This is a genomic window from Basfia succiniciproducens, from assembly GCF_011455875.1.
In the GTDB taxonomy this organism is placed as follows: Bacteria; Pseudomonadota; Gammaproteobacteria; order Enterobacterales; family Pasteurellaceae; genus Basfia; species Basfia succiniciproducens.
The window spans coordinates 492259-509017 of the sequence record NZ_CP015031.1 but is presented as its reverse complement, the minus strand read 5'-3'; the positions used below and the strand labels follow the sequence as shown (position 1 = coordinate 509017).

Below are 16759 nucleotides of genomic sequence, written 5' to 3'. Positions count from 1 at the left end.
CCGCACTTTTCTTTATTTTATTTTCACCAAGGTATAATGATGATTATCTTTAATAACGGTAAATATAAAAGCATTTTGGCGGCCGAACAGGGCGAGCTTGAACGAATTAAAAGCGAGGTAGAAAAAGATCGGGATTTTCGCCCCTACTACCATCTCGCGCCATCTACAGGCTTACTAAACGATCCTAACGGTTTGGTTTTTGACGGCGAAAAATTTCATCTGTTCTATCAATGGTTCCCGTTTGATGCCATTCACGGCATGAAACACTGGAAGCATTTCACGACCGAGGATTTTCATATCTATACCGAAGCCGATCCGCTTATCCCTTGCGAACTTTTTGAAAGTCACGGTTGTTATTCCGGCGGCGCCTTACCAGTGGGCGATAAAATCGCCGCATTTTATACCGGTAACACAAGACGCGCTACGGATAACCAACGGGTTCCCTTTCAAAATTTAGCGATTTTTGACCGCACCGGTAAACTTCTCAGTAAACGCCCGTTAATTGAAAATGTACCGAAAGGCTACACCGAACACGTTCGCGATCCGAAACCTTACTTCACAAAAGAAGGAAAAATCCGTTTTATTTGCGGCGCACAACGTGAAGATTTAACCGGCACCGCCATTATTTTTGAAATGGATAATCTTGATGATGAGCCGCGCTTATTAGGCGAATTGTCTCTCCCCGCTTTTGATAATCAACAGGTGTTTATGTGGGAATGCCCGGATTTATTGAAAGTCGGCGATAACGATATTTTCATCTGGTCTCCGCAAGGCAAACGGCGCGAAGCCCGCCGGTTCCAAAATAATTATCATGCGGTCTATGCCGTAGGAAAATTGGATGATCGGACATTTAATGCCGCTCATATTGCCGAACTTGATCAAGGTTTCGATTTCTATGCGCCGCAAACTTTTGCCGGCCTGGAAAATCAAAAGCATGCCGTTATGTTCGGTTGGTGCGGTATGCCGGATTTGACCTACCCGACGGATAAATACAAATGGCATTCAATGCTGACTCTCCCGCGGGAAATTACATTGCAAGGCAACAGGCTTGTTCAGCGCCCGATAAAAGAAATTTATCAAAATTTGACCGCACTTTCGCAAATTTCCCTGCAGCAGCAAGCGGAAATTCAGGATTTAGATCGAGCCTATATTAAATTTGACGCGGAAAACACAGCGTTTAATATCCGCTTTTTTGCCAACGAACAAGGACAAACGCTCTCGCTTTCTTATGACGGAGAACTTGTTTGTCTGGATCGTTCGCAAACGGAAGAAACGGAATGGATGAAAAAATTTGCTAGTCAGCGTTATTGTGAAATAAAGAATCTGCGACAAGTGGAAATTTTCTTTGACCGCTCAATTATTGAGATTTTCCTGAATGACGGCGAAAAAGCCCTGACTTCGAGATTCTTTATTGCGAACCGCCAAAATTCCGTCAAAACCGACCGCACTTTGCAGTTAAACGTCGGTTATCCGAAAGAAATTGAATATAAATAGGATTCAAATATCCGATCAAACGGATAAAAAAGGGAGCTAAGCTCCCTTTTTCTGTCATAATTTTTCTTTAATAAAGCCCAACCATTCTTTTAACAGCTGCATATTCGCCGCCATAGCACTCGCTTGCGGAATAAAATGCATCGCGTTTAGCTCGTAACTTTCCGGCGTTACCCCGCTACCCACACTTGCCGGCAATACCTCAAAACCTTGTGCTTCAAATAATAATTTTGCCCGCTGCATATGCCATTGATTAGTCACCAGAATAATACGCTTGATACCCTCCCGTTCTAACATTTCACGGGTGTAAAGAGCATTTTGTTTAGTATTGGTTGAACGTTCTTCCAGCCATTTTGGTTGTACGCCGAAAAAAGTAAAGAATTCCTGCCCCATGATTTTTGCTTCGGAATTGCCGTTCGGGCTCGCGCCGCTGATCAAAATCGGCAGTTCCGTTTCTTTGTGTAGATAGACCGCATAACGCATGCGCTCAAGAGCAATACCAGGAACGGTGATCTTGTTGTAAAGTTCTTTACTGTCTCTTAAACCGGCCCCCAGCACTACAATGGCTTGAGCGGAACGGTAATCTTCCACCGTTAGATTATCTTCCGTGGTCAGGCTGTCATTCAGTAATTGCGCGGTATAAGGAATACTGAACACATATAATACGGTTAACCCCGATAAAGCGCAAAGCGCCGCCAGTTTTTTGAATTTAAATGCCAGAAACAAAAATGAGAGCACCAGCAAAATCAAAATATTAAACGGTGGTAACAGCATGTTTGTAATCAGTTTGGTTAATTCGAACATAAGCAATCCTAAAAGAGAAACAAGCCTTATTATTCATAAATTATTTTTCAAATGCAATGTCTAAGACATATTACAATTCGGGCAATCTCGTCGAAACTCCTTTACGGAGCCGGTGAATTATGCTTTTGAGTTTAATTTAGGAAATGCTATCATACTCAACTTAACGAGGTATTCGGGAGCGTTTTTCCGTCTATTTAACTTGTATTTTTTTGTTAATTTATGAATAAAATGAATCAAACTTTATTATCCCTGAAACAAGAATTAAAAAAAATTCTTACGCTTATCGAAGATAAAAATGACGTACTGTATTTCGATTATCCGATGCATTTAAATGTGGGCGATTTACTCATTTATGCCGGAACCGAGCAATTTTTCAAAGATTACGGTATCAACATTCGGTTAAGACGCAGTTTGCAGGCATTTGAAATTAACGAAGTTCGCCGTTACGTAAATAAAAACACCACGATTTTATGCCACGGCGGCGGTAATTTCGGTGATCTCTATCCTTTGATTCAAAAATTACGGGAAGATTTGGTTATCAATTTTCCTGAAAACCGCATTATTGTGTTGCCGCAAACGGCGCATTTTTCCAGTCAAGAGGCTTTAGAAAAATCCGCCGCCGTTTTCTCGAAGCATAAAAATTGCTATTTATTTGCCCGTGATACGGCAACGGAAAAACTCATGCGAGCGTTCTCCGCCAATGTACAGCTTTGCCCGGATATGGCGCATCAGTTATACGGTACGCTTCCGTTCAGAACGGAAGAACAGCAAAAAAGCGCGGAAAATCCTCAAAATATCCTTTATTTTTTAAGAAAAGATATTGAGGCAAGTCATATCGAAAAAGCGGTTCAAAGCCGTTTGTCCGCCGCTGCGGTGGTGAAAGATTGGGGAGATATTCTGCTCCCTAAAGATATGCGGTTTGAAAAATTCTGCAGCAAATTAGGCAAGTTAGCCAATATACTGAATATGGGGTTTATGAAAGATTTATTAAACCATATCTGGTATAAATATTCGCTAAATGTGATTGAGCGTTCCCGCAAAGAATTTTCAAAATACGATCTGGTTGTAACAAGCCGTCTGCACGGGCATATTTTCTCATGTTTATTGGGCATTCCGAATCGGGTTTGCGATAATTCTTACGGTAAAAATTCGGGTTATTACAACCAATGGACTAAAAATGTAGATTACGCCGAAAAATATGAATAGTAATTTAATCCGCTTAATCTTTATCACCCTGTTAAGTTTAGGGCTGACGCTGATTAGCTCGTTTGTACTTGCCCGTTTATTGTCGGTGCAGGATCGGGGATTGCATCAGCTTTTCATTACGGCGGTATCTTATGTAGTCACTTTCGCTACCGGCGGTTCGGGCTTTGCGCTGGCGCTTTCCATGCGCAAAAAACAATATGCCGGCTGGCAGAATTACTTTATCGCCTTTCTCGCATTATCGGTGTTGGCGGCAATTATCGCCATATATTGCTTCGACTTTACCGCATTCCATGTGTTGTTTGTGCTTAATGTGGTATTAACCGCAATTCTGACCATGACCTTGGAAAAAAGCAAAATTGACGCCAATTTGCGGGTTTATCGCCAATTAACTCTGCAACAACCTGTTTTACTGGTAGCGGTTTACGGTATTTGCTATTTATTATTGGGCGAACAACCTTTAGAAATCGCCATTGAGCTATTCACTCTGTTTAGTGCGATGCAGGCTTTGGCGTGCCTTTATTATCTCAAGAAAATCAATGCGGACTTTAAACGAAAAAACGAAATTCAGCCGATTCAAAAACGTTTTTTCTTAAAAACATGGTTTAAACAAAATTTATTACAAATTTTCGGCGCCACTACCGCAAGTTTGGATAAATTTTTAATCGTTTATTTTCTCGGTAACTACACATTGGGTCTTTATACGGTGTGTATCGCCTTTGATTCGTTAATTACCAAATTTATCAATATGTTGGCGGATTATTTCTATTCGGGCTTGCTGAATAATATAAACCGAATCAAATCCGTGCTAATTCTAATTTTATTAATGGCGGTCGGCGCCGTTATTCTGGTGCCGTTACTTGCCGAACCTATTATTATATTTTTCTTCAGCGCAAAATATGCCGAAGTGGCGCCCGTATTAATCCTCTTCATCATTAATGCCATTATCGGCGGATTATCCTGGGTGCTGTCTCAAAATATGCTGTTATTAGGCAAGCAGGTTTTACTTTTTACGCGACAAGTTATCGCTATTGCGGTATTTGTTCTCTTATTTTATTTATTTAAAGACTATCAGTTGTATGGTGTAGCTTATGCCTTTATCGGAGCAAGCTTAACCCGATTAATTATTTCGGTGATTTATTATCTTAAATACCCTATCACTGACGTTAAACCAGAAAAAAGTGCGGTATAAAATGAAAAAATTTTTAGTTTCTTTAGAAAAAGATATTCAACGTCGCGAGCTATTCTTTTCTCAACGGAATACGCAAGACTTTGAGATTTTTAACGCTATCAATACCATGACCCAAGACCTGACAAGCCTGGGCAATCTTTTCGATATTATTAAATTCGCCCAATATTACGGACGTAATGTCACTAAAGGCGAAATCGGCTGCACATTAAGTCATTTGGCCATTTACCAAAAAATTGCCGATGACGAAACAATCAATGAGCGGGATTATGCGCTTGTGTGTGAAGACGACGCATTATTTGCCGAAAATTTTCAGCAGGTAATACAGGAAATTGTGAAGCAGCCTATGGATGCGGATATTATTCTGACCGGGCAATCTAAAATTCTTGAATTCAATCATATTGAATTGGAAATCAATTACCCGAGTACTTTTAAATTTCTACAAAAGAAAATCGCGAATTCCGGTTATCGTTATTCTTATCCTTATAGAAATTATTTTGCCGGCACCGTGTGTTATTTAATCACTAAAGCCGCGGCAAAAAGATTTTTAGCCGAATTAACTAACGGGCGCTTGCCGTTCTGGCTTGCGGACGATTTCATTTTATTTAACGAGAAATTCAAATTAAATACGGCAATCATCCGTCCGTTATTAGCCATTGAAAACCCGGCGTTAACCAGCAACCTGGAAAATTCGCGCGGTTCATTAAATAATAATCTGTTTAAAAAATTGCTTAAATATCCGTTGAAAAAACTATTAGCATTCAAGAGAAATTTATAATGTCCGCGTTAATTAATTTATTCTATATTTACGACCCGTGGTTATTCCATATTGTACGTATGAGCCTGGTAAGCGGCCTATTTGCGTTATTGTGGTTCGGCTACAAATGGTATAAAAAAGAATTAAAGCGATTCGTGCTGCCACTGGATAGTTTGGCGGTTTGCATTGCGCTCATTCTCTTGTCCGTTTTACCCGTTTTGATTAACGGCACAACCGAATTCGGCGTAATCGGCATGTATGTCAAATTGTTAGTGCTTTTTTCCCTCGGTATTGTTATTTATAATCTTTTTTATGCAAGTTCAAACGGCAAGGACCAACTCATCCGCGATCTGAAACTGGGCATCGGCGCCCAATCCCTGTTGGGTTTTCTGGCGTTAGCCGGTATTCCGTTATTTATTACAATCAGCCTGGCGACCAATTCCGATATGGGCGGTGAATTATCCCGTTTTATCGGTTCCGAACAGGAATACCGTTTATATAATTTTACTTCGTCGGCATTTTTCCCGTTAAGTGCGTTTTATCTAATGCTATTACATTTTTTATTAGCTTATGACGACAATGAAAATAACGGTACGGCATTAAAATCGGTTTATGTTTTTTTACTGCTATTTATCGGTTTAATTTCAGGCAGAACCTTCTTTATATTTTCCGTTATCAGCTTACTTCTATATTTCAAACCGCGCTATATCCCGGCAATCCTGGCATTTACTCTTTTGGTATTATTCTTTGCTTATAACTATCCCGTTAATCCTTACGTGGCGCACGCATTAGAAATTGTGATTAATCTGATTCAAGGCGGCAGTCAAATAAGTTCTTCAAGCGATACTTTAGTGAATAAGCATTTATTTATGCCGGAATTAAAGCAGCTTATTATGGGTGACGGTCAGTATTATGTAGTAGGGCGCACGGCAAACAGTTATTACGGCGGTTCGGACTCCGGCTTTATCCGCCAAGCCCTGTACGGCGGTGTGGGTTATATTTTATTGTGCTTTTTATTTACCGCTTATTTTGTTAAACGCATCGCCGACAATTGGTTTAACGGCAGTTGGAAATTTATTTTATCCGCTTTATTTTTATTAAGTATTTTAAATATCAAAGCGGATACCTTTGCTTATCCGGGAATTATGTTTGTATTTTTAATGTTTGTTTCTTTATTCGGCGATAAAGGAAAAATAATCATAGTTGAGAGAAAATAATGTTTAGTATTATCGTACCCTCTTATAACCGTAATACGGAAGTCAATGCGTTATTGGCAAGCCTGGAAAATCAAACCGTGAAAAATTTTGAAGTAATTGTGGTGGACGACTGTTCACAAAATTTCATCAAAATTGACCGCACTTTTTCTTTTCCGGTGACATTAATCCGTAACGAGACAAATTTCGGTGCGGCACAAAGCCGAAATGTAGGCGCAAATACGGCGAAAAACGATTGGTTGTTATTTCTGGACGACGACGATCGCTTCGCCGATAACAAATGCGAAGTATTGGCGAAAACTATTGTTGAAAACCCGCAGGCTAATTTTGTTTACCACCCGGCAAAATGCAATATGGTAAATGAAGGTTTCAGCTATGTAACAAGCCCGCTGCCGGCGGCACAATTAACCTTAGACAATATGTTACTGGCAAACAAAATCGGCGGTATGCCGATGTTGGGCATTAAAAAAGATTTCTTTTTTGAATTGGGCGGATTAAGCACAGAGTTAAAATCGCTCGAAGATTACGATTTTGTGCTAAAACTGGTTTCCAGCCCGAACTTAAAGGCCATTTTGGTTGACCAACCTTTGAGTATTTGCAGTTTTCATACCAAACGCGCCAGCGTTTCGACCAATACGGCAAACACCGAAAAAGCCATTGAAATTATTCGCGCCAATTATGTAAAAACGGTGCAACAAACCCATAATTTTTCCCTTAATGCGCTTTATATGCTGGCTTACCCTAATGCCATGAATTTATCTCGGAAAGCGGCAACCTATTATTTTGAAATGTTTAAGAAAAGCCACAGTCTCAAACATTTGATTATTGCCGTCGTTACCTTTATTTCGCCAAGTTTGGCAATTAATTTAAAAAGATTTGTATAACAATGAAATTTTCTGTCTTAATGTCCTTATATATTAAGGAAAAACCCGAATTTTTACGCGCCAGTCTGCAAAGTCTGGCGGAGCAAACTCTGCCTGCCGATGAAGTCGTTCTTGTATTAGACGGTGAAATTACACCGGAACTGGAAAAGGTGCTGGACGAGTTTAAAGAAAAATTACCCTTTACTTTCGTCCCCTTAGCGCAAAATATGGGATTAGGAAAAGCCCTTAACGAAGGCATTAAAGTTGCACGTAACGAATGGTTATTCCGCATGGACACCGATGATATCTGTTACCCGGAACGTTTTGCCAAACAAGCGGAATATATTGAACGACACCCGGATGTAGTTCTGTTCAGCACGCAAATTGCCGAATTCGACAACGACCCGGCTCAAATTATCAGCGTTCGCCGGGTACCGGTAGGTTATGAAGAAATCGTGCGGTTTAATAAAATGCGTTCGCCCTTCAACCATATGACGGTGGCTTATAAAAAATCCGTCTTGCAGGAAGTCGGTGGCTATCAGCATCATCTTTTTCTGGAAGATTACAATCTTTGGAACCGCATTATCGCAACCGGTTATCAGGTCGGTAATTTGCCGGACATATTACTTTATGCCAGAACCAACGGCGATGCGATGATCGGGCGCCGCCGCGGTTTAACTTATGCAAAAAGCGAATGGAAACTCTACAAATTAAAACGACAATTACATATTCAGGGGGCGGTTTCCGGTTTTCTCACGTTTCTGATGAGAACCTTACCAAGATTAATGCCGGTTTCTCTATTAAAAAACTTATATAAACTCATGAGAAAATAAAGAAGAATTTAATAATGAAAATAAAATATAAATTTTTAGCATTAACAACCTGCCTGATGTTAGCGGGTTGCTCCTCCAACAATAATAAAAGTGCGGTCAATTCTGCCGAAGATTTGAGTGCGCTACCCGCCACTGCGGTTTATTCAAATGCCCGAACATTAAATAATTTTGATGATTACGTGCAATTTTTAAAACGCAAGGCCGCCGGGCAAGGCGTTTCAAATGCAACGCTAACGGCACAAAACAATATCCGTTATATCGACAGCGCAGTTCGTTTGGATCAAAAACAAGCGGGCAATGCGGCTCGTCGTCAGGGATTACCACCCCTGCCGCCAAATCCCAACGGCGTCACCAATTATCTGACAAAACATTTAACCCAAGCCAAAGTGGACAAAGCGGAAGATAACTATTATGACGTGCAGGTTCCGCTACAAAAAGCAAGTAGCGCATTCGGCGTACAGAAAGAATTTATTCTTGCGCTTTGGGGCATGGAAAGCAGCTTTGGTTACTATCAGGGAGATTATGACGTATTGTCCGTGCTGGCGACTTTAGCTTTTGACGGACGGCGCGAAACCCTGTTCAGCAAAGAATTTATTAACGCAATGAAAATGCTGGATGCCGGTCATTTAAATCGCAGTAAAATGTTGGGTTCATGGGCCGGTGCCATGGGACAGACTCAGTTTATGCCGAGTTCCTACTTAAACTATGCCGCCGACGGCGATAAAGACGGTACAAAAGATATTTGGAGCAACGAATATGACGTATTCGCTTCTATCGCCAATTATCTGCATACCGTCGGTTGGGACGATACATTGCCTTGGGGAATAGAAGTTTCTCTGACAACCCCTTTACCGCTTTCACTTGCCGGCACGGAAAAAGAGAAAGCGCGTTCATTGAACGATTGGCAGGCTCAAGGCGTATTACCAAAGAATATGTTTGATGCCGACAAACTAAAAGCTTTATCCAATGCGGATTTATGGTTGGTTCGTCCGGATAAGGAAGTAGGCCGGGCATTTTTGGTGTCAAACAATTACCGTACCATTTTGGACTGGAACCGTTCCAACTACTACGCATTGAGTGTCGGAATGTTCGCTGATCGGATTAAACAAACACTTGGTTTTTAACCTATAAGCTGATAGCCAGCCAGGCTATCGGCTTTTTTATTATTTAAACAACAGAAAAGGAAACACAACATGAAAAAAGCAACTCTCGCAACTCTAGTTGCGGCAATGTTTGTCAGCGCAACGGCACAAGCTCAAACCTCACCGGATACATTAACAAAAGTATTGGAAACAAAAGAATTGGTTGTCTGCTCACCCGGCGATTACAAACCTTTCAGTTTCGATAACAACGGTAAATTCGAAGGTGTCGATAACGACCTAATGGATAAACTCGCACAAAGTATGGGCGCCAAAGTAACCATTGTTAAGACAACTTGGAAAACACTGATGGACGATTTCACCGCGAACAAATGCGACATTGCCGTCGGCGGAATCTCCATTACCCTTGAACGCCAGCAAAAAGCGTTATTCACCGAGCCTTATTTCATTAACGGCAAAACACCTATTGTGCGTTGTGAAAATGTCGATAAATATCAAACGGTTGAGCAAATTAACCGTCCTGAAGTCCGAATTATCGCAAACCCGGGCGGAAGTAATGAAAAATACGCCCGTAATGAATTAAGCAATGCAAATTTAACCATGAATGCGGAAAACTTAACGATTTTCCAACAGGTTATCGATAAAAAAGTGGACGTATTTGTAAGCGAAGCGGCGGAAGCCATCGTAAAAGCCCATGAGCATAAAGGCGTGCTTTGCGCAGTTAACCCGGACAAACCGTTAAAACCTGCGCAAAACGGCTGGTTAATTCATAACGGCGATTACCGATTCAAAAGTTATGTGGATCAATTCCTGCATTTAGAAAAAATGTCAGGCAACCTGGATAAAACAATCAACAAATGGTTGCCTCGTGACTAATTTATCCTTTATATAAAAAAAACTGCGGTCAAAATTTTCGATTTTTTGACCGCAGTTTTTTTGTTTACTATGCCTTTTGTATCAGGGAAACATGTATAGTCAAGGGCGTATACTATACGCCCCAACAATAATACACCAATAGGCTACTTACCTAAATTATCAAAGAATTTTTTCACGCCGTCTAAAAAACTTGATGATTTAGGGCGTTGTTTGGACTGTCCTTCTAAACTCTCTTCAAATTTTCTCAACAGCTCTTTTTGTTCTTCGCTTAATTTTACCGGCGTTTCCACAATAATCTTACAAATTAAATCGCCTGCATAACCGGCTCTTGTTGAGGTAACCCCTTTCCCGCGCATACGGAATAATTTGCCGGTTTGCGTTTCAGCCGGAATTTTTAATTTCACTCGTCCGTCCAAAGTCGGCACTTCAATTTCACCGCCTAATGCCGCCATAGTAAAACTGATCGGCACTTCGCAATACAAATTGCTGCCGTCACGTTCGAAAATATGGTGATCTTTTACATGAATCACAACATATAAATCCCCTGCCGGCGCACCGTTTTCACCCGCCGCACCTTCACCGGATAAGCGCAATTGATTGCCCGTATCCACACCTGCCGGAATTTTAACCGAAAGATTTTTCTTTTTATGAACCCGTCCGTCACCATGGCAATGTTTACAAGGTTTCTCAATTTTCTTACCGCTACCCTGACAGGTCGGGCAGGTAGTTTCCGTCATAAAGAAACCTTGCTGACGGCGAACTCGTCCGTGTCCGTGGCAAGTCGGACAGGTTTCTACTTTCGAACCTTTTTCCGCACCGCTGCCGCCGCAATGATCACAAGCGGCTAAGGTATCGATTTTAATATCTTTTGTGGTGCCGCGTACCGCTTCTTCCAATGTAATTTCAATGTCGTAGCGTAAATCTTCGCCTCGAACCACACGTTGACGACTTGCACCGCCACCGAACATTTCACTGAAAATATCTTCAAAACCGCCAAAGCCACCAAAGCCGCCGCCAAATCCACCGGCACCGCCACCGAATCCGCCTTGTTCAAAAGCGGCATGTCCGTATTGGTCATAAGCGGCGCGTTTTTCTTTGTCCATCAGAATTTCATAGGCTTCATTGACTTCCTTGAATTTTTCTTCCGCCGCTTTATCACCGTTTGTTCTGTCGGGGTGATATTTCATCGCAAGGCGTTTATAGGCGCGTTTGATTTCTTTTTCATCCGCCCCTTTTTGTACGCCAAGCGTTTCGTAATAATCTTGTTTTGCCATAATTTTCGTCACTAATGTAGGGTGGGCTCGCTCGCCCACCGTAAAAGTGCGGTCAAAAATTCAGAAATTTTAACCGCACTTTGATAAAACTTAGTGGGCAATTAAACCCACCCTACCCATGTGTTAAAAGGGCGTATCGCTACGCCCTTAAATTAGTTATTTGAAGATAGATTATTTATTGTCTTTCACTTCTTCAAATTCGGCATCGACAACATCATCACCGCCGTTATTACCTTGTGCCTGTTGCGCACCGGCATCCGCTTGGGCTTGTTGTTGCGCCGCTTGCATTAATTTTTCGGAAACCTGAATTAATGCCTGGATTTTCGCTTCGATTTCAGCTTTATCTTCACCTTTCACCGCAGCTTCAAGTTCATTTACCGCTTTTTCAATCGGTGCTTTATCGTCTGCTGATAATTTGTCACCGGCTTCCGTTAATTGTTTACGTGTGCTGTGAACCAACGCATCGGCCTGGTTACGGGCTTGAACTAATTCTTCAAATTTACGGTCGGCTTCTGCGTTTGCTTCCGCATCGCGTACCATTTGTTGAATTTCTTCATCGCTTAAACCTGAAGAAGCTTTAATGGTAATTTGCTGTTCTTTACCTGTGCCTTTATCTTTCGCCGAAACATGGATAATACCGTCCGCGTCGATATCGAAAGTCACTTCAATTTGCGGCATACCGCGCGGTGCCGGGTTAATGCCTTCCAGGTTGAATTGACCTAAAGACTTATTGGCACTCGCCTGTTTACGTTCACCTTGTAATACGTGAATAGTTACCGCACTTTGGTTATCTTCCGCGGTTGAGAATACTTGCGATTTTTTAGTCGGAATCGTAGTATTTTTCTCAATTAAGGTAGTCATCACGCCGCCCATAGTTTCGATACCTAATGATAACGGTGTTACGTCTAACAATAATACGTCGGTTACGTTACCTGCTAATACGCCGCCTTGTACCGCCGCACCAACCGCCACCGCTTCGTCAGGGTTTACGTCTTTACGCGGTTCTTTACCGAAGAATTCGGCCACTTTTTGTTGAACCAACGGCATACGGGTTTGACCGCCTACCAGGATAACATCATCAATTTGTGACACGCTTAAACCGGCATCGCTTAACGCTACTTTTACAGGTTCCATTGAACGCGCTACTAAATCTTCTACCAATGCTTCTAATTTCGCACGGGTCAATTTAATATTTAAATGTTTTGGACCTGTTGCATCCGCTGTGATGTATGGAAGATTCACATCAGTTTGTTGCGCGGAAGAAAGTTCGATTTTCGCTTTTTCGCCCGCTTCTTTCAAACGTTGCATTGCTAACGGATCGTTGCGTAAATCCACACCCTGTTCTTTTTTAAACTCATCAACCAAGTAATTAATTACACGGTTATCGAAGTCTTCACCACCTAAGTGAGTATCACCGTTGGTTGCCAATACTTCAAAAGTTTTTTCACCGCCCACTTCGTCAATTTCAATGATTGATAAGTCAAAAGTACCGCCACCTAAGTCATAAACCGCGATAGTTTGGTTACCTTTACCTTTGTCTAAACCATAAGCCAATGCCGCCGCCGTCGGTTCGTTGATGATACGTTTAACTTCTAAACCTGCGATACGACCGGCATCTTTAGTTGCCTGACGTTGCGCATCGTTAAAATATGCAGGTACTGTAATTACCGCTTCGGTTACCGTTTCGCCCAGGAAATCTTCTGCGGTTTTCTTCATTTTTTTCAATACTTCGGCAGAGATTTGCGGTGGCGCTAATTTATCACCTTTCACATCAACCCATGCATCGCCGTTGTCCGCTTTGATAATTTGGAACGGCATAATGTTAACGTCGCGTTGTACTTCTTGGTCTTCAAAACGACGACCGATTAAACGTTTGATTGCAAATAATGTATTTTTCGGGTTTGTTACCGCCTGGCGTTTTGCCGGTTGACCTACCAATACTTCGTTATCTTGTGTATATGCGATAATTGACGGGGTTGTACGTTCACCTTCCGCATTTTCAATTACACGCGGTTTATCGCCGTCCATTACCGCTACGCAAGAGTTTGTTGTACCTAAGTCAATACCAATAATTTTGCCCATTTTAATTCTCCTCGTTAAATTCATTCGTAAGTTTTGTTTACGTAATCTTAAAATGTGGATCGATTTTTCTTTTTCAAGCTTTTTTTTTAATTTCTTGATAAATCGTTTCCGCTCATTCTTGTTACCTTAAATAAGGACGAGTCATTAAACTTCAAGAGGAAATGTTAAAAATTTTTCTAAATTTTTTCATTTCCATTTATTTAGCGTTTAAATACCGATGTTTAATTTATAAATCAACGGCATTAGGTCAATAGAACTCGAAAAAACGCTCAAATTATGATAGGTTACTTAGAATAATCTTAATTATAAAAGGAATATATTTTTTATGAATAAATCAAAATTGGCCTTAACAATAATTGTCGCCCTTGCCGCAGTTTGGACAGGTGGCGCCTGGTTTACGGGTAAAACCGCCGAAGCCGAATATAAAACACAGGTAGAAAATTTAAATAAACAGCTGACAAGTGCAAAAAGTGCGGTGGCTTTTTCTGTAAAAATTGAAAACGTACGATTTGATAGAGGATTATTCAGCTCGGAAATGGGCTACGATATTTTAATTGAATCCACACAAGATAAAACCCAAACATGGCGACTCCCTTTTGCGGGAACCCTTTATCATGGGCCTCTGCCCCTTAACTTAGTCCGTCAGTTTGATTTTTCGCCTGCCGTTTTTTCCAGTCACAGCCAACTTATAAAAAATGAACTCACCACACCTTGGTTTGATTACACAAAAGAACAAAACCCGATTACGGCGGATATCAGCTTAAATTATATGCAGGAATTTGATGCTGCTCTTAATCTTGCCGCCGGTGATATTAAACTTGAAGATATTGCCGTTAATTGGTCAAACGCCTTCATTAAATATGCGGCGACACCAAAAAAACAAGGCGAATTTAATTACCGTTACGATGCCGCCAAACTGACTCTGACCGATAAGGCTCTCGCCGATATAAAATTAGCCGATAAGGCGGAAACACAATCGGATTTATCCGCTATTGACATTGAGTTACAAAATCTCGACGGTTTGATGCAAATCATTCCGGCAACGAATGATATCACCACCGGCTTGTATAAAGGAAAGATTGAAAATCTTACCTATACTTATCATTTCGCTGATAATAAAAAAACGGCGAACACAATATATTTCAATAATTTCAATTACGACTATGCCGCCAATGAAAACGAAGGCATGCTGAATTACGATATTCATAACCGGGCGGATTCATTAAAAATTAACGACAAAAACTTAGGCGGCGTTCAGCTTGATCTTCAGGCAAATCATTTACCGACTAATCTGGTCGCGCAGTTAATCCACGGGATAAAACGACAAGCCGATGAAAAAGAAATCAACGAAATTTTGTTAAAAATTCTGGAAAATCAACCGCACTTTCGTATCTCTCCGTTGGCTCTGCAAAATACTGCGGGTAAATTTACCGGTAATTTTAATATTGAATTAGCCCATGCCGATTTCGCAAACGCGTTGAAAAAAGGAAATGTACTCTCATTATTTAAACAATTCTCTTTAAATATTGATACTGATAAACCCGCTTTAGTGGAATTTTTATCCACCTTGCAACAATTAAGCGGCGTAGCAAAAGAAAAAGCGGACGGATATGCCCAACAACAAGTAGACCAGATTGCCAATACATTGAAAAAGCAAAATGTAATTGTAGAAGAAGGCGGTTCGGCAAAATTCAATCTTGCTATCGTTAACGACAAGCTTATGCTGAACGGTAATGAAATTCCCGAAGAATATATAGGGTTAATGCTTTTCGGCTTAATGATGCAAAGCAAATAATCCCTGTTAATTGCTTTTTAGCTATAAAAAATGCCGAGTGTAAACTCGGCATTTTCTTATCGGCTTTTATTATTCAACTTTAACGATCCAACCTTCCGGAGCCGGTTTATCACCAAACTGAATACCGGTTAATTCGTCATAAAGTTTTTGTGTAATCGGTCCGATTTCGGTTTCGGAATAAAAAACATGATATTTATCGTCAATTTGTACGCCGCTGATAGGAGTAATAACAGCCGCAGTACCGCAAGCGCCGGCTTCGGCAAATTGATCTAAATCTTTTACATAGACATCGCCTTCTTCCACTTCCAGGCCTAAGCGTTCTTTTGCTAAATAAAGCAACGAATATTTAGTGATACTCGGTAAAATTGACGGAGAAATAGGTGTAATAAATTTATTATCCTTAGTGATACCGAAAAAGTTTGCGGAACCCACTTCTTCGATTTTTGTATGTGTGGCCGGATCTAAATAAATGCAATCTGCAAAACCGTGTTCTTTAGCATATTTGCCCGGATATAGACTTGCCGCATAGTTGCCGCCTACTTTCGCCGCACCCGTACCGTGAGGCGCCGCTCGGTCAAAATGAGTTGAAATCAAAAATTTACTTGGAGCAAGGCCGCCTTTGAAATAAGCGCCGACCGGGCAAACAAAAATAGAAAAAATATACTCTTTTGCAGGATGTACGCCGACATTATCACCAACGCCGATTAAGAAAGGACGTAAATATAATGTCGCACCGGAACCGTAAGGACCTACCCACTCTTCATTTGCCTTAACCACTTGCTTGCAAGCATCAATAAACATATCGACGGGAACTCGAGGCATTAGTAAACGATCAGCGCTTTGCTGCATTCGGAGGGCGTTTTGATCCGGGCGAAATAATTGAATTGAACCGTCTTTAGTACGGTAGGCTTTTAACCCTTCAAAACATTGCTGACCATAATGCAATGCGGGCGAACCTTCACTAATATGTAAGGTGTTATCTTTTGTCAACTCGCCTTTTTGCCATTCGCCGTTTTTCCAATAAGCAATATAGCGATAATCAGTTTTTGTATAACCAAAACCAAGGTTTTTCCAATCAAGATCTTTCATTTTTTATCCTTATTTTTGTGTACTACATATTGTGATAAATCTACACCATAATAGGATCAATGAAAACAATTATTTCCAAAAAGCATGCTATTTTATGCTGGTCAGCACATTAAGTTATGATAAGATAAACGGATTGTTTTTTCAGAAAAAAGATATGTTTAATATCTTAAGAGATAAAAAAACACCGCT

At 40.9% G+C, this 16759-nt stretch carries 14 protein-coding genes; 10 read left to right on the top strand and 4 right to left on the bottom strand.

Annotation, left to right across the window (positions count from 1 at the left end):
- Positions 1-39: 39 nt before the first annotated feature.
- Entirely contained in the window at positions 40-1494 is a 1455-nt protein-coding gene (locus tag A4G13_RS02325) for a glycoside hydrolase family 32 protein (protein ID WP_090654554.1), read from the top strand.
- A gap of 54 nt (positions 1495-1548) precedes the next feature.
- Here the strand turns inward: A4G13_RS02325 and A4G13_RS02320 are convergent, their stop codons facing one another.
- On the bottom strand, positions 1549-2295 hold the full coding sequence (locus A4G13_RS02320; RefSeq protein WP_090654552.1) for a YdcF family protein: 747 nt from the start codon (positions 2293-2295) through the stop codon (positions 1549-1551).
- A 228-nt stretch (positions 2296-2523) separates the two neighbouring features.
- Here A4G13_RS02320 and A4G13_RS02315 point away from each other — a divergent pair, with 228 nt between their 5' ends.
- From A4G13_RS02315 to A4G13_RS02280, 8 genes are all read left to right on the top strand, one after another.
- Positions 2524-3501, top strand: a complete 978-nt coding sequence (locus A4G13_RS02315; RefSeq protein ID WP_090654550.1) for a polysaccharide pyruvyl transferase family protein — start codon at positions 2524-2526, stop codon at positions 3499-3501.
- Positions 3494-4690, top strand: coding sequence for a lipopolysaccharide biosynthesis protein (locus tag A4G13_RS02310; protein ID WP_090654548.1), 1197 nt, complete (start codon positions 3494-3496; stop codon positions 4688-4690). The genes A4G13_RS02315 and A4G13_RS02310 overlap by 8 nt, the downstream gene beginning before the upstream one ends.
- A 1-nt stretch (position 4691) precedes the next feature.
- A complete protein-coding gene (locus A4G13_RS02305) occupies positions 4692-5465 on the top strand; it encodes a glycosyltransferase family 25 protein (RefSeq protein WP_090654546.1) in 774 nt (257 codons plus the stop codon).
- Positions 5465-6661 (top strand): hypothetical protein, encoded by a 1197-nt coding sequence (locus A4G13_RS02300; protein ID WP_090654544.1) that lies wholly within the window; start codon positions 5465-5467, stop codon positions 6659-6661. The genes A4G13_RS02305 and A4G13_RS02300 overlap by 1 nt, the downstream gene beginning before the upstream one ends.
- Entirely contained in the window at positions 6661-7542 is an 882-nt protein-coding gene (locus A4G13_RS02295; RefSeq protein WP_090654542.1) for a glycosyltransferase, read from the top strand. Before A4G13_RS02300 ends, A4G13_RS02295 begins: the two co-directional genes overlap by 1 nt.
- 2 nt (positions 7543-7544) lie before the next feature.
- Entirely contained in the window at positions 7545-8354 is an 810-nt protein-coding gene (locus A4G13_RS02290) for a glycosyltransferase (protein ID WP_090654540.1), read from the top strand.
- 14 nt (positions 8355-8368) lie between these two features.
- Positions 8369-9478, top strand: a complete 1110-nt coding sequence (locus A4G13_RS02285) for a lytic murein transglycosylase (protein ID WP_090654538.1) — start codon at positions 8369-8371, stop codon at positions 9476-9478.
- Between the two features lie 69 nt (positions 9479-9547).
- Positions 9548-10330 carry a transporter substrate-binding domain-containing protein gene (locus tag A4G13_RS02280; protein WP_090654536.1) on the top strand — a complete coding sequence of 261 codons (783 nt, stop codon included), beginning with the start codon at positions 9548-9550 and terminating at the stop codon, positions 10328-10330.
- 143 nt (positions 10331-10473) lie between these two features.
- On the opposite strand, the gene dnaJ is transcribed toward A4G13_RS02280, so the two are convergent.
- Together dnaJ and dnaK are read right to left on the bottom strand one after the other, a co-directional pair.
- Positions 10474-11604 carry a molecular chaperone DnaJ gene (gene dnaJ / locus A4G13_RS02275; RefSeq protein ID WP_090654533.1) on the bottom strand — a complete coding sequence of 377 codons (1131 nt, stop codon included), beginning with the start codon at positions 11602-11604 and terminating at the stop codon, positions 10474-10476.
- Positions 11605-11775: 171 nt separating this feature from the next.
- On the bottom strand, positions 11776-13686 hold the full coding sequence (gene dnaK / locus A4G13_RS02270; RefSeq protein WP_090654531.1) for a molecular chaperone DnaK: 1911 nt from the start codon (positions 13684-13686) through the stop codon (positions 11776-11778).
- 325 nt (positions 13687-14011) lie between these two features.
- Here dnaK and A4G13_RS02265 point away from each other — a divergent pair, with 325 nt between their 5' ends.
- Complete coding sequence (locus tag A4G13_RS02265) at positions 14012-15481, top strand: YdgA family protein (RefSeq protein ID WP_090654529.1); 1470 nt, start codon at positions 14012-14014, stop codon at positions 15479-15481.
- A gap of 69 nt (positions 15482-15550) precedes the next feature.
- Here the strand turns inward: A4G13_RS02265 and A4G13_RS02260 are convergent, their stop codons facing one another.
- On the bottom strand, positions 15551-16570 hold the full coding sequence (locus A4G13_RS02260) for a branched-chain amino acid aminotransferase (protein WP_011200073.1): 1020 nt from the start codon (positions 16568-16570) through the stop codon (positions 15551-15553).
- Between the last annotated feature and the right edge of the window lie 189 nt (positions 16571-16759).

Bases quoted from the DNA above. Each gene is read 5' to 3' on its own strand.
- A4G13_RS02300 (WP_090654544.1), top strand. From the start codon at position 5,465: ATGTCCGCGTTAATTAATTTATTCTATATTTACGACCCGTGGTTATTC.
- A4G13_RS02320 (WP_090654552.1), bottom strand. From the start codon at position 2,295: ATGTTCGAATTAACCAAACTGATTACAAACATGCTGTTACCACCGTTT.
- A4G13_RS02295 (WP_090654542.1), top strand. From the start codon at position 6,661: ATGTTTAGTATTATCGTACCCTCTTATAACCGTAATACGGAAGTCAAT.
- A4G13_RS02280 (WP_090654536.1), top strand. From the start codon at position 9,548: ATGAAAAAAGCAACTCTCGCAACTCTAGTTGCGGCAATGTTTGTCAGC.
- A4G13_RS02310 (WP_090654548.1), top strand. From the start codon at position 3,494: ATGAATAGTAATTTAATCCGCTTAATCTTTATCACCCTGTTAAGTTTA.
- dnaK (WP_090654531.1), bottom strand. From the start codon at position 13,686: ATGGGCAAAATTATTGGTATTGACTTAGGTACAACAAACTCTTGCGTA.
- A4G13_RS02260 (WP_011200073.1), bottom strand. From the start codon at position 16,570: ATGAAAGATCTTGATTGGAAAAACCTTGGTTTTGGTTATACAAAAACT.
- A4G13_RS02290 (WP_090654540.1), top strand. From the start codon at position 7,545: ATGAAATTTTCTGTCTTAATGTCCTTATATATTAAGGAAAAACCCGAA.
- A4G13_RS02325 (WP_090654554.1), top strand. From the start codon at position 40: ATGATTATCTTTAATAACGGTAAATATAAAAGCATTTTGGCGGCCGAA.
- A4G13_RS02285 (WP_090654538.1), top strand. From the start codon at position 8,369: ATGAAAATAAAATATAAATTTTTAGCATTAACAACCTGCCTGATGTTA.
- dnaJ (WP_090654533.1), bottom strand. From the start codon at position 11,604: ATGGCAAAACAAGATTATTACGAAACGCTTGGCGTACAAAAAGGGGCG.
- A4G13_RS02265 (WP_090654529.1), top strand. From the start codon at position 14,012: ATGAATAAATCAAAATTGGCCTTAACAATAATTGTCGCCCTTGCCGCA.
- A4G13_RS02305 (WP_090654546.1), top strand. From the start codon at position 4,692: ATGAAAAAATTTTTAGTTTCTTTAGAAAAAGATATTCAACGTCGCGAG.
- A4G13_RS02315 (WP_090654550.1), top strand. From the start codon at position 2,524: ATGAATCAAACTTTATTATCCCTGAAACAAGAATTAAAAAAAATTCTT.